Origin of the sequence: Demequina sp. NBRC 110056 (assembly GCF_002090155.1) — a bacterium.
Classification (GTDB): domain Bacteria; phylum Actinomycetota; class Actinomycetes; order Actinomycetales; family Demequinaceae; genus Demequina.
In genome coordinates this window covers 557,098-572,574 of sequence record NZ_BBRM01000002.1, presented here as the reverse complement: position 1 = coordinate 572,574, position 15,477 = coordinate 557,098, and the positions used below count along the sequence as shown (strand labels likewise).

13 protein-coding genes and 1 tRNA gene are annotated in these 15,477 nt (G+C 70.9%); 12 read left to right on the top strand and 2 right to left on the bottom strand.

What is annotated here, in order from left to right; all coding sequences use genetic code 11:
* Positions 1 to 8: 8 nt before the first annotated feature.
* The 12 genes from hisI (at position 9) to pyk (ending at position 14,762) form a co-directional block, all read left to right on the top strand.
* Positions 9 to 410: a phosphoribosyl-AMP cyclohydrolase gene (hisI, locus tag B7K25_RS02665; RefSeq protein WP_084103952.1), complete on the top strand. Its 402-nt coding sequence runs from the start codon at positions 9 to 11 to the stop codon at positions 408 to 410.
* Positions 407 to 1,948: an anthranilate synthase component I gene (locus B7K25_RS02660; RefSeq protein ID WP_084103950.1), complete on the top strand. Its 1,542-nt coding sequence runs from the start codon at positions 407 to 409 to the stop codon at positions 1,946 to 1,948. The genes hisI and B7K25_RS02660 overlap by 4 nt, the downstream gene beginning before the upstream one ends.
* Positions 1,949 to 1,978: 30 nt before the next feature.
* Positions 1,979 to 2,215 (top strand): HGxxPAAW family protein, encoded by a 237-nt coding sequence (locus tag B7K25_RS02655; RefSeq protein WP_084103948.1) that lies wholly within the window; start codon positions 1,979 to 1,981, stop codon positions 2,213 to 2,215.
* Positions 2,216 to 2,260: 45 nt separating this feature from the next.
* Complete coding sequence (locus tag B7K25_RS02650) at positions 2,261 to 2,602, top strand: DUF4190 domain-containing protein (RefSeq protein WP_084103946.1); 342 nt, start codon at positions 2,261 to 2,263, stop codon at positions 2,600 to 2,602.
* 7 nt (positions 2,603 to 2,609) lie between these two features.
* Complete coding sequence (locus B7K25_RS02645; protein WP_144018810.1) at positions 2,610 to 3,050, top strand: DUF2752 domain-containing protein; 441 nt, start codon at positions 2,610 to 2,612, stop codon at positions 3,048 to 3,050.
* Positions 3,051 to 3,306: 256 nt separating this feature from the next.
* Positions 3,307 to 4,116, top strand: a complete 810-nt coding sequence (trpC, locus tag B7K25_RS02640; protein WP_084103942.1) for an indole-3-glycerol phosphate synthase TrpC — start codon at positions 3,307 to 3,309, stop codon at positions 4,114 to 4,116.
* Complete coding sequence (gene trpB / locus B7K25_RS02635) at positions 4,113 to 5,321, top strand: tryptophan synthase subunit beta (RefSeq protein ID WP_084103940.1); 1,209 nt, start codon at positions 4,113 to 4,115, stop codon at positions 5,319 to 5,321. Before trpC ends, trpB begins: the two co-directional genes overlap by 4 nt.
* Positions 5,318 to 6,124, top strand: coding sequence for a tryptophan synthase subunit alpha (gene trpA / locus B7K25_RS02630; RefSeq protein WP_084103938.1), 807 nt, complete (start codon positions 5,318 to 5,320; stop codon positions 6,122 to 6,124). Before trpB ends, trpA begins: the two co-directional genes overlap by 4 nt.
* Positions 6,121 to 7,185 (top strand): prolipoprotein diacylglyceryl transferase, encoded by a 1,065-nt coding sequence (lgt, locus tag B7K25_RS02625; protein WP_084103936.1) that lies wholly within the window; start codon positions 6,121 to 6,123, stop codon positions 7,183 to 7,185. Before trpA ends, lgt begins: the two co-directional genes overlap by 4 nt.
* Before the next feature lie 118 nt (positions 7,186 to 7,303).
* Complete coding sequence (gene gltB, locus B7K25_RS02620) at positions 7,304 to 11,839, top strand: glutamate synthase large subunit (protein WP_084103934.1); 4,536 nt, start codon at positions 7,304 to 7,306, stop codon at positions 11,837 to 11,839.
* Positions 11,832 to 13,298, top strand: a complete 1,467-nt coding sequence (locus B7K25_RS02615) for a glutamate synthase subunit beta (protein ID WP_084103932.1) — start codon at positions 11,832 to 11,834, stop codon at positions 13,296 to 13,298. Before gltB ends, B7K25_RS02615 begins: the two co-directional genes overlap by 8 nt.
* A gap of 42 nt (positions 13,299 to 13,340) precedes the next feature.
* The gene (pyk, locus tag B7K25_RS02610) at positions 13,341 to 14,762 is read left to right on the top strand and encodes a pyruvate kinase (RefSeq protein ID WP_084103930.1); all 1,422 of its coding nucleotides are present in this window, start codon (positions 13,341 to 13,343) and stop codon (positions 14,760 to 14,762) included.
* Positions 14,763 to 14,856: 94 nt separating this feature from the next.
* On the opposite strand, the gene B7K25_RS02605 is transcribed toward pyk, so the two are convergent.
* A complete protein-coding gene (locus tag B7K25_RS02605; protein ID WP_084103929.1) occupies positions 14,857 to 15,315 on the bottom strand; it encodes a methylglyoxal synthase in 459 nt (152 codons plus the stop codon).
* A 77-nt stretch (positions 15,316 to 15,392) separates the two neighbouring features.
* Positions 15,393 to 15,466: transfer RNA gene (locus B7K25_RS02600), tRNA-Leu, on the bottom strand.
* Between the last annotated feature and the right edge of the window lie 11 nt (positions 15,467 to 15,477).

Below are 15,477 nucleotides of genomic sequence, written 5' to 3'. Positions count from 1 at the left end.
ATGAGCCCATGCCGCTGAACGACACCGTCGCCGCGCGCCTCAAGCGCACTCCTGACGGGCTCGTGTGCGCCGTGGTCCAGGATCGCGACACGCGCGACGTCCTCATGGTCGCGTGGATGAACGACGAGGCCCTGCACCAGACCCTGACGACCGGACGGGCGGTCTACTGGAGCCGCTCGCGCGGCGAGCTGTGGCGCAAGGGCGACACGTCGGGACACGTCCAGCACGTCCACGCCGTGGAGATCGACTGCGACGGCGACGCGCTGCTCGTCACGGTGACCCAGGTGGGTCCCGCGTGCCACTCCGGCGAGCGGTCGTGCTTCGACGCGGGCGGCGACCTGGGTGCCGTCGACGCCGACGGCCTCGCGGGCGACGGTAGCAGCGCCGATGCGGGGGCCGGCCAGTCATGACCGTGACCGTCCAGTGGGGCGAGACCTGGCCGACCCTCGAGCAGTTCGTCGCGTATGGCGCGACGCGACGCGTCGTGCCCGTGGTGCGCCGCGTGCTCGCCGATGCGCTGACCCCGGTCGCGGTCTACCGCGCCCTGGCGGGGGAGCGGCCGGGCACCTTCATCCTCGAGTCCGCCGAGCCCGACGGCTCGCGCGGCCGCTACTCCTTCGTGGGCGTGCGCTCCCGCGCGGCGCTCACCATCGACGGCGACGAGGCGCGGTGGTCGGGTGACGTGCCCGTGGGCCTCGCCGACGGGGCGCCGCTCGAGGTCATCCGCGCGACGCTGCGCGAGCTCCAGTCCGAGCCGATCCCCGGCCTGCCCCCGCTCACCGGCGGGCTGGTGGGGGTCATGGGCTGGGACATCGTGCGCCAGTGGGAGCCCACGCTGCCCCAGAAGGCGCCTCGCGAGATCGACGTGCCGGATGCGCACCTCCTGCTCGCGGCCGACGTCGCGGCCATCGACCACCACGACGGGTCCGTGTGGCTCATCGCGAACGCGGTCAACGCTGACGCCCAGGAGACCGGCATCGAGGGTGCCTACGCCGACGCCGTCGAGCGGGTCGCGGCTATGGAGCGCGCGCTGCTCGACGCCGTGCCGGGCGAGGTCTCCGCGATCGACCCCGACGCCTCTGCGCCGGAGGTCCGTCAGCGGTCCGCGCCCGGCGAGTACGAGGACATGGTCACCTTCGCCAAGGGAGCGATCCGCGACGGCGAGGTCTTCCAGATGGTGCCCGCACAGCGCTTCGACCTCGACACCGAGGCCTCGCCCCTGGACGTGTACCGCGTGCTGCGCACCCTCAACCCCAGCCCGTACATGTACTGCTTCCATCTCGAGGACGACCTGGGTCGCAGCTTCGCGGTGGTGGGCGCGAGCCCCGAGTCGCTCGCGGCCGTGCACCGCGGCCGCGTGTCGACGTTCCCCATCGCGGGATCCCGGCCGCGTGGCGCCTCGCCCGAGCAGGACAAGGCGCTCGAGGAGGAGCTGCTCGCCGACCCCAAGGAGATCGCCGAGCACGTCATGCTCGTGGACCTCGCACGCAACGACCTCGTCAAGGTGTGCGCCCCGACGTCCGTCGAGGTGCTCGAGTTCATGAAGGTCAACCGGTACTCGCACATCATGCACATCTGCTCGACGGTGGTCGGCGAGCTCGAGCCCGCCTACGGCCCCGTCGACGTGTTCGCCGCGACCTTCCCCGCCGGCACCCTGTCGGGCGCGCCCAAGCCGCGCGCGATCGCGCTGATCGACGAGATCGAGCCCACCCGGCGCGCGTTCTACGGCGGAGCGGTGGGCTACTTCGACTTCGCGGGCGACATGGACATGGCCATCGCGATCCGCACCGCGCTCATCGAGAACGGCGTCGCGCACGTGCAGGCGGGCGCCGGCGTCGTCGCGGACTCCGTTCCGGCGAGCGAGGACCAGGAGACCAAGGACAAGGCCGCGGCGATGATCCGCGCCATCAGCCTCGCCTCACGGCTCACGGCCGTGCGGCCTGGCTAGACTGACCACCACGACACGCAAGGAGCAACAATGTCGAGCATCGAGATCGCCCCGGAGGACCTTCCGGAGGAGGCGCACGCCAACCACGGCAAGACCACGGCGGCATGGGTGACCAACATCGGCCTCATGATCGCCGCGCTGGTCGCGTCGATCGGGATCGCCATCCCGGTCTGGCCCGTGGTGTGGGTCGGCGTCGGTCTCGCGGTCGTCGCGCTGGCCGCCGGAGCGTCGCTCCGCGCGCTCGGCCACGGCCAGCCCTTGCAGTAGCGCTCGGGAGTCCCCGGCCGCTCACCCACATCAAAGGAGAGAAGCATGAGCGACATCACCCCGCCCCCTCCGCCGCCGCCCCCCGCGGCCGGCCAGCCGTTCCCCGGTGGCGGCAGCAGCGAGGAGAAGAACCAGCTCGGCGTCTGGGCGCTCGTGCTCGGCATCCTGTCGATCGTCTGCTGCGGTCTGCTCGCCGGTATCCCCGCGATCATCCTCGGCAAGAAGTCGAAGGAGGCCGGTGAGCAGGGTCTCGCGACCAACGGCAACATCGGCAACGTCGGATTCATCCTCGGAATCATCGGATCGATCCTCTCCGTGCTCGGTGGCATCCTGTACGCCGTCCTCATCGCGACCGGCACCTACGAGTGGTCGACCACCGGAGTCTGATCTCCACGTGACGAGCACGGCCGATGTGGTGGCTGGGACGTCTCCGATGTCCCGGCCGCGGCGCCTCGCGGCGCCGCTCATCGCCTCGGCCGTGCTCGCCGTCGGCACCGCCTACACGGCGCTCGCCGACCCCTACCGGGCGGGCTTCTTCCCGTCCTGCATCTTCCTCGCCACCACCGGGCACTGGTGCCCTGGCTGCGGTGGCCTGCGTGCGGTGCACGAGCTCGCCCACGGCGACGTGGCGGCCGCCCTCGCTCTGAACCCCCTCGTGGTGCTGCTCATCGTCCCTGCGGGCGTCCTGCTGCTGGCGTCGTGGCTGCGCATCGCGTGGCGTGGCGGCACGGCTCCGCATATCCCGATGTGGGTGGCGATCTCGATTCCGGCGGTGCTCGGACTGTTCTGGGTGGTGCGCAACATCCCGGCGCTCGAGCCCTTCCTGGCGCCCTAGTCGATCTCGCCCCTCAACCGACCGCGCTCCGGAGTCGAGCGTACGTGCGGCCCCAGCCCGCGCATCGGCCCTCCGTACGCGCCCGCGCCAGCGCTCAGCGCCCGCCTGCGCCCGCGCGAAACGGATCCATCTCGCTGTTCTGAGGCTCGAGGCCAGCGAAAGGGATCCATTGCGCGGCATCGGGGCGGGCCTGACCGCGGCGGTCATGGCCGCCCGGGCCCGGCGGTACGATGGTCGCCATGAACGGGGGCAGGGAATGAGCGTTCTGGAGAGCATCGTCGCCGGAGTGCGCGAGGATCTGGCGGTGCGGCAGTCGGACACGTCCATGGACGCGCTCAAGGAGCGCGCCGGGCGGCTTCCTGGCGCCCTCGACGCGCGCGCCATGCTCGCCTCCGACGCGATCTCCGTGATCGCCGAGGTCAAGCGCTCGAGCCCCTCGAAGGGGGACCTCGCACCGATCACGGACCCCGCCTCGCTCGCGACCGAGTACGAGGCCGGCGGCGCGACCGTCATCTCGGTGCTCACGGAGCAGCGCCGCTTCGGCGGATCCCTCGCCGACCTCGACGCCGTGCGCTCCAAGGTCGACATCCCGATTCTGCGCAAGGACTTCATCGTCACGCCGTACCAGGTGTGGGAGGCGCGCGCCCACGGAGCGGACGTCGTCCTGCTCATCGTCGCGGCGCTCGACCAGATGGCGCTCGAGAGCCTCACCGAGCGCGTGCACTCTCTGGGCATGACCGCCCTGGTCGAGGTGCACGACGAGGAGGAGGTCAAGCGCGCCGCCGACGCTGGCGCCCGCGTGATCGGCGTCAACGCCCGCAACCTCAAGACCCTCGAGGTCGACCGCCACACCTTCGCGCGGATCGCGCCGATCATCCCCGACGGCATCGTGCGCGTCGCGGAGTCGGGCATCCGCGACGGCCACGACGTGGTCGAGTACGCCCGCATGGGCGCCGATGCGGTGCTCGTGGGCGAGGCGCTCGTCAAGGACAAGGACCCCCGCACCGCTGTGGCGGAGATGGTCGCCGCAGGCGCCCACCCCGCGCTCCGGGCGGTGCGTCCGTGACGGAGTCGCTCCAGCAGGCCCCCGGGCCCTTCTTCGGCGCGTTCGGCGGACGTTTCGTCCCCGAGGCTCTCATGGCGGCGCTCGACGAGCTCACCGACGCCTACGACAAGGCGCGCGTCGACCCGGCCTTCGGTCAGGAGCTCGACCGCCTCGCCCGCGACTACACGGGCCGCCCGAGCATCATCACCGAGGTGCCGCGCTTCGCCCGCCACGCCGGGGGAGCGACCGTCTACCTCAAGCGCGAGGACCTCAACCACACGGGCTCGCACAAGATCAACAACGTGCTGGGCCAGGCGCTGCTGACCAAGCGCATCGGCAAGACCCGCGTGATCGCGGAGACCGGCGCCGGCCAGCACGGCGTCGCGACGGCGACGGCTGCGGCGCTCATGGACCTCGAGTGCGTCATCTACATGGGCGAGGAGGACACCGAGCGCCAGGCGCTCAACGTCGCCCGCATGCGGCTCCTCGGGGCCGAGGTGATCCCGGTGAAGACCGGCACGCGCACGCTGCGTGATGCGATCAACGAGGCCTTCCGCGACTGGGTCACCAACGTCGAGACCACCAACTACGTGTTCGGCACGGCCGCCGGCCCGCACCCGTTCCCTGCGATGGTGCGCGACCTGCAGCGCGTGATCTCCGTCGAGGCGCGCGAGCAGATGCTCGCCCTCGGTGGGCTGCCCGACGCGGTGCTCGCGTGCGTGGGCGGCGGCTCGAACGCCATCGGCTCCTTCGACGCGTTCCTCGACGACGACTCCGTGCGGCTCATCGGCTGCGAGGCCGCGGGCGACGGGGTCGACACGGGCCGGCACGCCGCGACGCTCACCGGAGGACGCTCGGGCGTCCTCCACGGCTCGCGCTCCTACATCCTTCAGGACGACGAGGGCCAGACGATGCCGAGTCACTCGATCTCGGCGGGGCTCGACTACCCAGGCGTGGGACCGCAGCACGCGTACCTGGCGGAGATCGGACGCGCCGAGTACTGGCCCGTCACCGACGCCGAGGCGATGGAGGCCTTCCGCTTGCTGAGCCGCACCGAGGGAATCCTGCCAGCCATCGAGTCGAGCCACGCCCTCGCGGGCGCTCTCACGCTGGGCCGCGAGCTCGGTCCCGACGCGACCCTGCTCGTCACGCTGTCGGGCCGCGGCGACAAGGACGTCGAGCAGGCCGCACGGTGGTTCGACATGCTGCCGGAGGACGGCGAGTGAGCGCGCTGTCCGATCGCCTCGACGCGATCAACGACGGCGAGGGGCGCGCGGCGCTCGTGTGCTACCTCCCGGTGGGCTTCCCCGACGTTGACACGTCGATCCGTGCGATGGTCGCGATGGTCGAGGCCGGTGCCGACATCGTCGAGATCGGCCCGCCGTACTCCGACCCGGTGCTCGACGGCCCCGTGATCCAGCTCGCCGTCGCCCGTGCGCTCGAGGGCGGGGTCCGGCTCGCCGACACGTTCGCCGCGGTGCGCGCCGTGCGCGAGGCCGGCGCAGAGCCCGTGGTGATGTCCTACTTCAACCCGATGCTCCAGCACGGCCTGGACCGCTTCGCCGCTGACATGGTCGCCGCGGGCGGCTCGGGCGTGATCACGCCCGATCTCACGCCCGACGCCGGGGAGGACTGGGTGGCCGCGGCGCGTGCCGCCGACCTCGACACCGTCTTCCTGGTCGCCCCGTCGACCACGACGGAGCGCATGCACATGACGTGCGCGGCCTCGCGCGGCTTCGTCTACGCGACGCCGCTCATGGGGGTCACAGGGGAGCGCGCCCAGGTGGGCGACGCGGCGGAGCGCGTGGTCCGCGAGGCACGCGAGGCCGGAGCTCCCAAGGTGTGCGTGGGCGTGGGCGTCTCGACCCGCGAGCACGCCGCCGAGATCGGACGGTACGCGGACGGCGTCATCGTCGGCACCGCGCTGGTGCGGATCCTCGCGGAAGCCGCCACCCCCGACGAGGGGATCGCGGCGCTGCGCGAGCGCGTCTCCCAGCTCGCCGCCGGCGTGAGGGAGGCCCGCGCATGAGGACGTACATCCCGAGCCCGCCCGCCGAGTGGCAGTCGTTCGCCATCGGCCCGCTCACCATCCACGCCTACGCGCTGTTCATCCTCGCCGGCATCTTCTTCGCCCTGTGGTACACCACCCGGCGCTGGGTCGAGCGCGGCGGCGACGCCGAGACCGTGGGCGAGATAGCCCTGTGGGCCATCCCGTTCGGCATCATCGGCGGCCGGCTCTACCACGTGATCTCGACGCCGGGGCCGTACTTCGGCGAGGGCGGGGACCCCTGGGCGGCCTTCGAGATCTGGAACGGCGGTTTGGGCATCTGGGGCGCGATCGCGCTCGGAGCGCTCGGCGCCTACATCGGCGCCCGTCGCCACGGCGCGTCGTTCACGGCGTTCGCCGACGCGGCTGCGCCAGCCGTCCTCATCGCGCAGGCCATCGGACGCCTCGGCAACTGGTTCAACCAGGAGCTGTTCGGCGGCCCCACGGACGTGCCGTGGGCCCTCGAGATCGATCCGGCGTTCCGCCCGGACGGCTACGAGCAGTTCGCGACCTTCCACCCGACGTTCCTCTACGAGCTGCTGTGGAACGTCGCGGGAGCGGCGCTCATCGTGTGGCTCGACCGGCGCTTCGACCTGCGCGGCGGCCGCGTGTTCTGGCTGTACGTCATGGTCTACGTGTCGGGTCGCCTGTGGATCGAGATGGTGCGCATCGACACCGCCGTGACCGTCGGCCGCCTGCGCATCAACGTGTGGGTGTCGATCGCGGTGCTCGCCCTCGCGATCGCGATGTTCGTGGTGCTCGGCAGGCGTCAGCGCGGCATCGTCGATCCGGTGCCGAGGAACCAGCTCGCCGCCCGCCGGGCGAGCGGTCAGGACGCCGATGCGGTCGCACCGGGGAGCGCCGATGCGGGGGAGCCCTCGGACGAGTCGGCGCCCGCCCTGGACGGGACGGACGCCCCCGAGACCGCGGCTATCCTGGACCGAGACGGGGCCGAGGGCTCCGCCGAACCAGCACGCGCATCGGCCGAACCGGCCGCGGCGCCGGACGACGAGGACCCGGCCACAAGCCAGGGGAAGTCATAGCCGATTCTTTACCCGGCGCCTGTTCGCGGTACGCTGAACTCCCGTGTGTACCCGGGCCGACGGCGCCCCGAAACCAACGAGTCTTCGGCCTGCGCCGAGGACGGCTAAGGACGGTGTGATGGCCGCGCAGTTCCGCGCTCACCAGCCCCAGACAGGGCTGTACAACCCCGCGTACGAGCACGACGCGTGTGGAGTCGCCTTCGTGGCGACCCTGCGTGGCACGCCCGGGCGGGACATCGTGGACAACGGCCTCACCGCCTTGAAGAACCTCGAGCACCGCGGCGCCGTGGGTGCCGAGACCGAGACCGGTGACGGCGCCGGCATCCTCACCCAGGTGCCGGACAAGTTCCTGCGGTCCGTCGTCGACTTCGAGCTTCCCGAGGCGGGCACCTACGCCGTCGGCATCGCGTTCCTCACGCCCGGTTCCGAGGCCGAGGAGGTGCGCGCCTTCGAGGAGGCTGCCGCCGCGGAGAGCGCCTGGGTCCTCGGCTGGCGCGACGTCCCCGTGAACCCCGAGCCGCTGGGCCCGTCCGCCCGCGCGGCGATGCCCGTGTTCCGCCAGGTGTTCGTCGTCGCCGACAACCTCAGCGGCATCGAGCTGGACCGCCGCATCTACCGCGTGCGCAAGCGTGCTGAGAAGGCCGGCGGCCCGTTCTTCGCGTCGCTGTCGAGCCGCACCCTCACCTACAAGGGCATGCTCACCACCTATCAGCTCGAGCAGGTCTTCCCCGACGTCACGCACGAGCTGTTCGAGTCGGAGCTCGCGCTCGTCCACTCGCGGTTCTCGACCAACACGTTCCCGTCGTGGCCGCTCGCGCAGCCGTTGCGCGGCATCGCCCACAACGGCGAGATCAACACCGTGCAGGGCAACCGCAACTGGATCATCGCGCGCGAGGGCACCATGTCCTCGGAGCTGCTGGGCGACATGAGCGACCTCATGCCCATCTGCACCCCGTCGGCCTCCGACACTGCGTCGTTCGACGAGGTGCTCGAGCTCATGCACCTCGCGGGCCGCTCGCTGCCGCACGCGGTGCTGATGATGATGCCCGAGGCATGGCAGAACAACGACGAGATGGACCCCGCCCGGCGCGCGTTCTACGAGTACCACTCGACGCTCATGGAGGCGTGGGACGGCCCCGCCGCGCTGCACTTCACCGACGGCACGCTCATCGGCGCGACTCTGGACCGCAACGGGCTGCGCCCGGGTCGCTTCTGGCTCACCGACGACGGCCTGGTCATCGCGGGCTCCGAGGCGGGCCTGCTCGACATCGACCCCGCCAAGGTGGTCCGCAAGGGCCGCCTCCAGCCCGGACGCATGCTCCTGGTCGACACCAAGGCCGGCCGCATCGTCGAGGACGAGGAGATCAAGTCCCAGCTCGCCGCCGAGCACCCCTACGAGGAGTGGGTGCGCGACAACGCCGTCCGCCTGGCCGACGTGCCCGACCGCGAGCACGTGGTCCACTCCCGTGCCTCGGTCAAGCGCCGCCAGCGCGCCTTCGGCTACACCGAGGAGGAGCTCAAGAAGCTGCTCGCACCCATGGCACGCGAGGGCGTGGAGCCGCTCGGCGCCATGGGCTCGGACACCCCCATCGCCGTGCTGTCGAGCCGGCCGCGCCTGCTGTTCGACTACTTCACCCAGATGTTCGCGCAGGTCACCAACCCGCCGCTGGACTCGATCCGCGAGGAGATCGTCACCGCCATCGGCGGCGCGATCGGCCCGGAGCCCAACCTCCTCGAGGCGACCCCCGAGCACGCCCGCAAGGTCCTGCTCGAGTTCCCGGTGATCGACAACGACGAGCTCGCGAAGATCCTGCACATCGACGCGGACCCGCGCCTCAGGGACGTGTTCTCGTCGCGCAAGATTCGCGGCCTGTACCGCGTGCGCGACGGGCACGAGGGCCTCGAGCGCCGACTGTCGGACATCTTCGACGAGGTCGACCAGGCCATCAAGGAGGGCGTGTCCTTCATCGTCCTGTCGGACCGCGACTCGAACCAGGACTTCGCGCCCATCCCGTCGCTGCTGCTGACGTCCGCCGTGCACCATCACCTGGTGCGCAACCACACCCGCACGCGGGCGTCGCTCATCGTCGAGGCCGGCGACGTGCGAGAGGTCCACCACGTCGCGCTGCTCATCGGCTACGGCTGCGCCGCGGTGAACCCGTACCTCGCGATGGAGACCGTCGAGGACATGGTCCAGCGCGGCTACCTGGGGGACATCACTGCCGAGAAGGCCGTGCGCAACCTCATCAAGGCGCTTGGCAAGGGCGTCCTGAAGATCATGTCCAAGATGGGCATCTCCACCATCGCGTCCTACCGCGGCGCGCAGGTGTTCGAGGCGATCGGCCTGTCGCGCGAGCTCGTGGGGCGCCACTTCGTGGGCACGCCCAGCCAGATCGACGGCGTCGGGATCGACGTCATCGCGCAGGAGGTGGCGCTGCGTCACGCGGACGCCTACCCGGCGTCCGGTGAGCTGCCCCCGCACCAGCGCCTCAAGTCCGGCGGCGAGTACCAGTGGCGCCGCGACGGCGAGGAGCACCTGTTCGACCCGCACACGGTCTTCAAGCTCCAGCACGCGACGCGCACCCGCCAGTACGACGTGTTCCGCGAGTACACCGACCGCGTCGACGGACAGGCCAAGCGCCTCATGACCCTGCGCGGGCTGCTCGAGTTCGCGACGGACCGTGAGCCGGTGCCGGTGGACGAGGTCGAGCCCGTCAGCGAGATCGTCAAGCGCTTCAACACGGGTGCGATGTCCTACGGCTCCATCTCGGCCGAGGCGCACGAGACCCTCGCGATCGCGATGAACCGCCTCGGCGGACGGTCCAACACCGGCGAGGGCGGCGAGTCTCCCGATCGCCTGTACGACCCCGAGCGTCGCAGCTCGATCAAGCAGGTCGCGTCGGGCCGCTTCGGCGTCACCAGCGAGTACCTCGTGAACGCCGACGACATCCAGATCAAGCTCGCTCAGGGCGCCAAGCCCGGCGAGGGCGGTCAGCTGCCCGGCAACAAGGTGTACCCGTGGGTCGCCGAGACCCGTCACTCGACCCCGGGCGTCGGCCTCATCTCGCCGCCGCCGCACCACGACATCTACTCGATCGAGGACCTCAAGCAGCTCATCCACGATCTCAAGAACGCCAACCCGCAGGCGCGCATCCACACCAAGCTGGTGTCGGAGGTGGGCGTCGGCACCATCGCGGCAGGCGTCGCGAAGTGCAAGTCGGACGTCGTGCTCATCTCGGGTCAGGACGGCGGCACGGGCGCGAGCCCGCTCAACTCGCTCAAGCACGCGGGTGCGCCCTGGGAGATCGGCCTCGCCGACACCCAGCAGACCCTCGTGCTCAACGACCTGCGCGACCGCATCGTCGTGCAGGTCGACGGCCAGATGAAGACCGGCCGCGACGTCATGGTCGCGGCGCTGCTGGGCGCCGAGGAGTTCGGCTTCGCCACCGCTCCGCTCGTGGTCGAGGGCTGCATCATGATGCGCGTGTGCCACCTCGACACGTGCCCCGTGGGCGTCGCGACGCAGAACCCCGAGCTCCGCTCGCGCTTCTCCGGCAAGGTCGAGTTCGTCGTGACGTTCTTCGAGTTCATCGCCGAGCAGGTGCGCGAGCACCTCGCCGCGCTGGGCTTCCGCTCGATCGCGGAGGCCGTCGGCCACGTCGAGCTCCTCGACTCCCGCAAGGCCATCGACCACTGGAAGGCCGCAGGCCTCGACCTCGCGCCGATCCTCGCGCGCCCCGAGCCGGGCCGCGCGCTCATCAGCGCCACGACCCAGGACCACGGCCTCGACGTCGCGCTCGACCAGGAGCTCATCCAGCGCAGCGAGGGCGCCCTCGAGCGCGGCGAGAAGGTCGCCTTCGAGGTGCCGATCCGCAACGTCAACCGCACGGTCGGCACCATGCTCGGCCACGAGGTGACCAAGCGCTACCGCGGCGCTGGGCTGCCCGACGGCACCATCGACATCACCTTCACCGGCTCCGCCGGACAGTCGTTCGGCGCGTTCGTGCCGAAGGGCATCACCATGCGCCTCGTGGGCGACGGCAACGACTACGTCGCGAAGGGCCTGTCGGGCGGCCGCGTCATCGTGCGCCCGCACCGCGAGTCGATGATGGACGACTCCAAGGACGTCATCGCCGGCAACGTCATCGGCTACGGCGCGACCGGGGGAGAGATCTTCCTGCGCGGCCAGGTGGGCGAGCGCTTCCTGGTCCGCAACTCCGGCGCGGCGGCCGTCGTCGCCGGCGTCGGAGACCACGCGCTCGAGTACATGACCGGCGGCACCGCCGTGATCCTCGGCCGCACCGGTCGCAACCTCGGCGCCGGCATGTCCGGCGGCACCGCGTATGTCCTCGACCTGCGCAGCGAGCGCGTCAACGCCGCGGCGCTGGCGGCGGGGGAGCTGACCCTCGGCGGGCTCGACGCCGAGGACGAGACCATCGTCCGCACGCTGCTCGAGCGCCACGTCGCCTACACCGACTCGCCGCGCGCGAAGGACCTCCTGACGCACTGGGACGAGGCGCGCGTGCGCTTCACCCGCGTCCTGCCCGCGCAGTATGCCCGTGTCCGTGACGCCCTCGCCGAGCTGGAGGCGAGCGGCGGAGACCTGCGCGCCCCCGGCGCGTGGGCCGAGTTCCTGGAGGTGACCCGTGGCTGACCCGCGCGGATTCCTCAAGCACCGCGAGCGCGAGACGCCCGCGTACCGCCCCGTTCCCGTCCGCCTGCTGGACTGGAAGGACGTGCGTGACGAGCTCACGCGCGATGAGCCCACCCTGCGTCGCCAGGCGAGTCGTTGCATGGACTGCGGCATCCCGTTCTGCCACCAGGGCTGCCCGCTGGGCAACCTCATCCCCGAGTGGAACGACCTCGTGCGCGAGGGGCAGTGGGAGGACGCGATCGAGCGCCTCCACGCGACCAACAACTTCCCGGAGTTCACCGGTCGCATCTGCCCGGCGCCGTGCGAGACCTCGTGCGTGCTTGGCATCAACCAGCCCGCCGTGACGATCAAGTCGATCGAGGTCGAGATCATCGACCACGCGTTCGAGGACGGCGCGGTCATCCCGCACATCCCGCAGCGACAGACCGGCAAGACCATCGCGGTGGTCGGCTCCGGCCCCGCGGGACTCGCGGCTGCTCAGCAGCTCACGCGCGCCGGCCACACCGTGCGCGTCTACGAGAAGGACGACCGCCTGGGCGGCCTGCTGCGCTACGGCGTGCCGGACTTCAAGCTCGAGAAGATCCACATCGACCGCCGCATCGAGCAGATGGACGCGGAGGGCACCCGCTTCCGCACCAGCGTCGAGATCGGCAAGGACATCACGTGGGACGAGCTGCGCGCGCGCTACGACGCCGTGCTCGTCGCGACCGGCGCGCCGATCCCGCGCGACCTGCCCGTCCCGGGACGTGACCTCGACGGCATCCACTACGCGATGCCCTACCTCCACCAGGGCAACGAGGCCGCTGCCGGCTACGAGCTCGAGGAGCAGGTCACTGCCGAGGGCAAGCACGTCATCGTCATCGGCGGCGGCGACACCGGCTCCGACTGCATCGGCACCGCGCTGCGCCAGGGCGCGGCGTCGGTCACCACCCTCGCGATCGGCAAGCAGCTGCCGATGGAGCGTCCGGACGGCCAGCCGTGGCCCGTCGACCCGCGCGTGCACGACATCTCGTCGAGCCACGAGGAGGGCGGCACCCGCGAGTTCCTCGCCTCGACCGTCGAGTTCATCGGGGACGACGCCGGATACGTGCGGACCCTCAAGGTCGCGACCACGCAGTACAACCCGGACGGCTCCCGCACCCCGACCGCCGGCACCGAGCGGGAGGTCCCCGCGGACCTCGTGCTCATCGCGATGGGCTTCACCGGTCCCGACACCGGCGAGATCGCCGCGCAGGGCCGCGTCGCCATCACGGACCGCGGCCAGTTCCAGCGTGCCGCGGACTACTCGACCAACGTCGACGGCGTGTTCGTCGCAGGAGACGCCGGCCGCGGCGCCTCGCTCGTCGTGTGGGCGATCGCCGAGGGCCGCGCCGCAGCGGCGGCCATCGACGAGTACCTCCTCGGCAGCACCGAGCTTCCCGCCCCGGTCACCGCTCACACGCAGGCGATCCGGGCCTAGATACCCAGGCGCTACCGCGCCACACCCACTAAGTTGGAGAACATGCGAAACGCCAAGATCGTCTGCACCATCGGCCCCGCCACGGCATCCATCGAGAACATGCGCCTCCTTGTCGGCGCAGGCATGGACGTCGCGCGCATCAACCGCTCTCACGGCTCCACCGAGGAGCACGAGCGCGTCTACAACAACGTCCGCCAGGCAGCGGAGGAGGCCGGCCGCAACGTCGCCGTCCTCGTCGACCTGCAGGGCCCCAAGATCCGTCTCGAGAAGTTCGCCGACGGCCCGCACGAGCTCGCCATCGGCGACGTGTTCACCATCACCACCCGTGACGTCGTCGGCACCAAGGACATCTGCGGCACCACCTTCAAGGGTCTGCCGGGCGACTGCTCGCCCGGTGACACGCTGCTGATCGACGACGGCAAGGTGCGCCTCGAGGTCACCGACATCGTCGACGGCACCGACGTCGTGACCAAGGTCGTCGTCCCCGGCCCGGTGTCGAACAACAAGGGCATCAACCTGCCCGGCGTCGCCGTGTCCGTGCCCGCCCTTTCCGACAAGGACGAGGAGGACCTGCGCTGGGGCCTCAACATCGGCGCGGACTTCATCGCGCTGTCGTTCGTGCGCTCGGCAAAGGACTACGAGGACGTCGCCCGCATCATGGCGGAGGAGGGCATCACCCTGCCCGTCGTCGCCAAGGTCGAGAAGCCTCAGGCCGTCGACAACCTCGAGGAGATCGTGGACGCCTTCGACGGCATCATGGTCGCCCGCGGTGACCTCGGCGTCGAGCTGCCGCTCGAGGAGGTGCCGCTCGTCCAGAAGCGCGCCATCGAGCTGTGCCGCGCGAACGCCAAGCCGGTCATCGTCGCCACCCAGGTGCTCGAGTCCATGACGCACTCCCCGGTGCCGACGCGCGCCGAGACCTCGGACTGCGCGAACGCGATCCTCGACGGCACCGACGCGGTCATGCTCTCGGGCGAGACCTCGGTCGGCGACTTCCCGATCATCACGGTCGAGACCATGGCGCGCATCGTCCGCAACACGGAGGAGAAGGGCTTCACCCGCATCGCACCGTTCCTCACCACGCCCAAGACGCGTGGCGGCGCGGTGACCCACGCGGCGGCGGAGATCGCCGAGGTCCTCGACATCAAGTACATCGTCACCTTCACGCAGTCGGGTGACTCGGCGCTGCGCATGGCGCGCCTGCGCCCGAGCGTGCCGATGCTGGCCTTCACCCCGGACGCCAAGACCCAGAAGCGCCTCGCGCTCAGCTGGGGCGTGCGCGCGGCGCTCGTGGAGCGCGTCGACTCGACCGACGACATGGTCAACCTCGTCGACTCGTACCTCAAGGACAACGAGATGGCCGTCGACGGCGAGTACGTGGTCGTCGTCTCGGGAACCCCGGTGGGCGTCCCCGGCACGACCAACTCGATCTTCGTGCACAAGGTGGGCCAGGTGCGCGGCTGACGCCACCGAGCCCTCACGCGACGAGGCCCGCTCCCTTCTCGGGGGCGGGCCTCGTCGCGTGTATGCGGAGCGTCTGGGGTGTGTCAGGCGGCGGTCAGGCCTTGCGCGCGGTGCCGAACTGGTCGGGGTCGCGCGGCGGCAGCTGCGGTGTCGCGCGCTCGTACTCCTCGCGGAACAGGGGAGAGGCGATGATGTAGTCCGCCGTCGCAAGGTTGGTCGCCATGGGGATGTTCCACACCGTGCCGAGGCGCAGCAGCGCCTTCACGTCGGGGTCGTGAGGCTGGGCCTCGAGCGGGTCCCACAGGAAGATCAGCAGATCGATCCCGCCCTCCGCGATGCGGGCGCCGATCTGCTGGTCGCCGCCGATCGGGCCCGACAGGAAGCGGTGGATCGGCAGCTTGAGCGCGTTCGCGAGCATCGACCCCGTGGTCCCCGTCGCGTAGAGCGAGTGCTCGGAGAGGGAGCCGCGGTTGAAGGTGGCCCACGCGAGCAGGTCGTCCTTCTTGTGGTCGTGCGCGACGAGCGCGATGTGGCGCGTGACGTGAGAAGCCATGGCGAGCCTTCCGTTCTGTGCGCGTGGTGACGGTGCGTCACCACGGTGACGAGCGCATCGGCGCTGATGCGCTCTCGTGCCCCGAGTGGGATTCGAACCCACACTGGAACGGGTTTGAGCCGTTTGCCTCTGCCAGTTGGGCTATCGGGGCGGCTGAACAAG

Excerpts from the sequence above, each read along its gene's own strand:
- gltB (WP_084103934.1), top strand. The coding sequence starts at position 7,304 with ATGGCCGCGCAGTTCCGCGCTCACCAGCCCCAGACAGGGCTGTACAAC.
- B7K25_RS02655 (WP_084103948.1), top strand. The coding sequence starts at position 1,979 with ATGTCGAGCATCGAGATCGCCCCGGAGGACCTTCCGGAGGAGGCGCAC.
- trpC (WP_084103942.1), top strand. The coding sequence starts at position 3,307 with ATGAGCGTTCTGGAGAGCATCGTCGCCGGAGTGCGCGAGGATCTGGCG.
- pyk (WP_084103930.1), top strand. The coding sequence starts at position 13,341 with ATGCGAAACGCCAAGATCGTCTGCACCATCGGCCCCGCCACGGCATCC.
- B7K25_RS02650 (WP_084103946.1), top strand. The coding sequence starts at position 2,261 with ATGAGCGACATCACCCCGCCCCCTCCGCCGCCGCCCCCCGCGGCCGGC.
- hisI (WP_084103952.1), top strand. The coding sequence starts at position 9 with ATGCCGCTGAACGACACCGTCGCCGCGCGCCTCAAGCGCACTCCTGAC.
- lgt (WP_084103936.1), top strand. The coding sequence starts at position 6,121 with ATGAGGACGTACATCCCGAGCCCGCCCGCCGAGTGGCAGTCGTTCGCC.
- B7K25_RS02660 (WP_084103950.1), top strand. The coding sequence starts at position 407 with ATGACCGTGACCGTCCAGTGGGGCGAGACCTGGCCGACCCTCGAGCAG.
- B7K25_RS02605 (WP_084103929.1), bottom strand. The coding sequence starts at position 15,315 with ATGGCTTCTCACGTCACGCGCCACATCGCGCTCGTCGCGCACGACCAC.